The organism is Synechococcus sp. H55.10 (assembly GCF_047502715.1).
Lineage (GTDB): Bacteria > Cyanobacteriota > Cyanobacteriia > Thermostichales > Thermostichaceae > Thermostichus.
This window is the reverse complement of sequence record NZ_JANSJJ010000163.1, coordinates 1-2,990: the sequence shown is the minus strand read 5'-3', so window position 1 is coordinate 2,990 and position 2,990 is coordinate 1. Positions and strand designations below refer to the sequence as shown.

Annotated in this window: 3 protein-coding genes; all 3 read right to left on the bottom strand. The window is 57.1% G+C overall.

Going from position 1 to position 2,990, the window contains the following annotated elements; genetic code table 11:
* Nucleotides 1-85: 85 nt before the first annotated feature.
* The 3 genes from NW858_RS10420 to NW858_RS10410 are packed head-to-tail and all read right to left on the bottom strand — an operon-like array spanning nucleotide 86 to nucleotide 2,784.
* Nucleotides 86-862, bottom strand: coding sequence for an ABC transporter ATP-binding protein (locus tag NW858_RS10420; RefSeq protein ID WP_414520450.1), 777 nt, complete (start codon nucleotides 860-862; stop codon nucleotides 86-88).
* 9 nt (nucleotides 863-871) lie between these two features.
* The gene (locus NW858_RS10415; RefSeq protein WP_414520449.1) at nucleotides 872-1,708 is read right to left on the bottom strand and encodes an ABC transporter permease; all 837 of its coding nucleotides are present in this window, start codon (nucleotides 1,706-1,708) and stop codon (nucleotides 872-874) included.
* Nucleotides 1,709-1,752: 44 nt separating this feature from the next.
* Nucleotides 1,753-2,784: an ABC transporter substrate-binding protein gene (locus tag NW858_RS10410; RefSeq protein ID WP_414520448.1), complete on the bottom strand. Its 1,032-nt coding sequence runs from the start codon at nucleotides 2,782-2,784 to the stop codon at nucleotides 1,753-1,755.
* Nucleotides 2,785-2,990 lie beyond the last annotated feature (206 nt).

Genomic DNA, 2,990 nt, shown 5'->3' with positions numbered 1-2,990 from the left:
AGGAAACTGGGTATTCAACACCTGCCTAGGATTGAGAAAGCGACCTAGGGCGAGGTCATTGTGGCGCTGCGCGATGATGCTCTTTTTAGGACGGGGAGTATGTCAGCCCATGCTGCTCCCGTAGAAGGGCCAGGATCTTGTCTTTCACCTCTTGAAAGGCAGAGGTGCGCTTGAGGCTGTAGTCTCGCCGGCTGGGAAAATTGACCACGATCTCCCCTTTCACCCGTCCAGGACGGGACGTGAGCACGTAGATGCGCTGGGCCAGAAAGACAGCCTCCTCCACATCGTGGGTGATCATCAAAATCGAGGTGCGGGTGCGCCGCCACAGATCCAGCAAAAACTCCTGCATCATCTCTTTGGTTTGCACATCCAGAGCACCAAAGGGCTCATCCATCAGCAAAATCTTCGGTTGGGCCGCCAGCGCTCGCGCGATCGCCACCCGCTGCTGCATACCGCCCGAGAGTTGCCTGGGCAAAGCCTTGGCAAAGCGCTCCAGGCCGACGATCTCCAGAAAGTAATCCACGCGGGCTTCCCTTTCCTGCCGTTTGACCCCCTGCAACTTTAGGCCAAAGCCGACATTCTCCGCCACGGTCATCCAGGGGTAAAGGGTGTAGGATTGAAACACCACCCCCCGATCAGCTCCCGGCCCAATGACCGGCTCCCCATCGACGCTGATGGATCCCTGGCTGGGCTGCTCTAACCCGGCAATCAGGCGCAGCAAAGTGGTTTTACCCGAGCCAGAAGCCCCCACCACACAGACAAACTCCCCCGCCGCCACAAGCACATTAACCACATCCAGAGCCAAAACAGAGCCACGACGGGTGGGGAAGGATTTGCTCAGGCCGACCACTTCCAAATGCACGATACCACCTCACAAGAATGCCCAACGGCAGGTCAAACGTACCAAGCGCCGTAGCAGCCAATCCAGCAGAAAGCCGATCAGCCCTAACACAATCAAGCACGCGAAAATCTCGTCGGTTCTAAAAAAGCGCTGCGCCAACTGGATCCGCCTGCCCAAACCCTCATCGGCGGCCACCAATTCCGCCACCACCACCAAGTTCCAAGAGGCGGCCATGTTGACGCGGAAGGTGTCGAGAATGTTGGGGGTGATGTAGGGAGTGATCACCTGCAGCAACACCTGCCAGCGGCGTCCCCCCAAGGTGTAGGTGGCCTCGATCAGCTCCTTGGGGATGAACTTCACCGCATCCATGATCATCAGCATGTTGAAGAAAACGGTGCCGATGAAAATCAACCCGATCTTGGGGGCTTCGTCCAAACCCAAGTAAATAATCAACAGTGGGGTAAAGGCAGGGGCGGGCATGTAGCGAAAAATGCCGCTGATCGGCTCGATCAGGGCGCGGATGCTGGCGAAGGTGCCCATGGCAATGCCGAGCGGGGTCGCCACCACTGCCGCCAACAAAAAGCCGCTGCTGACTCGACTGAAGCTGGCCAGGGTGTCCTTCCACAGCAGGCCGTCTCGCCACAGGCGCAGCAGAGCCGCCCACACCATAGGAGGAGAAGGCAAAAAACGGGGCGGTACCCAGCCCGATACCGACAGACCCCACCACAAGCCAAAAGGCACCAGCACCGATAGCGCTGTCAGCAGCAAGGCCAGAGGGCGCGGGATCTCTTCGGCAATGCGCCAGAACACCGTTGGGGGCAGACTGGGGCGGGCGGGCGGGGACGATTCAGCCGAGGCAGTCAGCATCGTACCTCTTCGCTTTTGCTCTTGATGGGGATCCCGGACATCTCTCACCGTCTAATTCCCACGGACTCGGCATAGGCACGAACGAAGCGGTCATCAAATAAAGCCTCCAGATCCTTGGGACCCTCCGAGATAAAGCCCACTCTCACCATAAAGTCCACCATTTGTCGGGCCGCGTAGAGCATGTGCTGCATTCCCTCGCCGGGGCTGAAGGCTTCTAGGTTGTCTTCTATGGTGAAGAAACGGATGCCATCCTTGAACAGTTGCAGCTCCTCTGGGGTGACACCGGCACGTCTGGCCATGATTTCGTCGGCTCGCTGTGGGTTCTCCTCCATGAACTTCAGGATATCGAACCAGCTATTCACCAAAGCCTGCACCTGATCCGGCTTCTCGTCGATCAATTTTTGGCTGACCACCAACAAATCGGGAATGGCTCCCGGGAAGTCCGCCGAAGAGAACAGTTCCTTGCTTCCGGGGCGCTCCAGGGCCGTTAACCAGAAGGGCGGAAAGGCTCCCACCGCATCCACCTGACCGGCAGCAAAAGCAGCGGCGGCAGCTCCGGTTTCTAAGGGCACAATGATTACATCCTCGCGAGAAAATCCCTCTCGCTCCAAACCCAACGTCAGCAGAAAGTCGTCCACCACGCCTTCTTCGACGGCCACCCGCTTCCCCACCAGGTCGGCAATGGTGTTGATCCCTTCTCGGACGATGATCTTGTCGTTGCCTGCCGAGTTGTCGTTGACCAACACCACCACCTGGCCGTTTACAGATTTCGGTGCGAAGGAGAGTGTATCGTTCAGGGTCTGGGTATTGGCATCCAGTTGTCCGGCGGCAAAAGCTTCCATCGACTCGATGTAGCCGTCAAACCAGCGCAACTGCACATTGGCTCCGTTTTTTTCGAAGATGCCCTCTTCTTCTCCGATGGCCCATGGCCACCAACCTGCCCAACTGCTGTAGCCCATCCGAATGGGGGCTTGGGCCAGAGCAGGAGAGAAGCTTCCCAGTAAAAGGGTGGGCAACAACCCCAGCACCCAAGACAAAAACTGACGACGAGTCGAGATCTGCAGAGAAAAAATCATAAGGTTCTGAAATTCAAATAGTTGCGTGGCTAGCTTGAGAATAGCTGTTAACCAGCCTGAATTCTAGAGTCGGCTGGAGACGAGCAGCAAATAGTTAAGCTAGCTACAAAATCTCTGACTTGTTGCTTTGGCTCTCTGAGAATGGAGCGATGTGATTTAAGTGGGGATCCCTCAATACTCGAAGGTCATGGGCGGGAAGCGGCAGG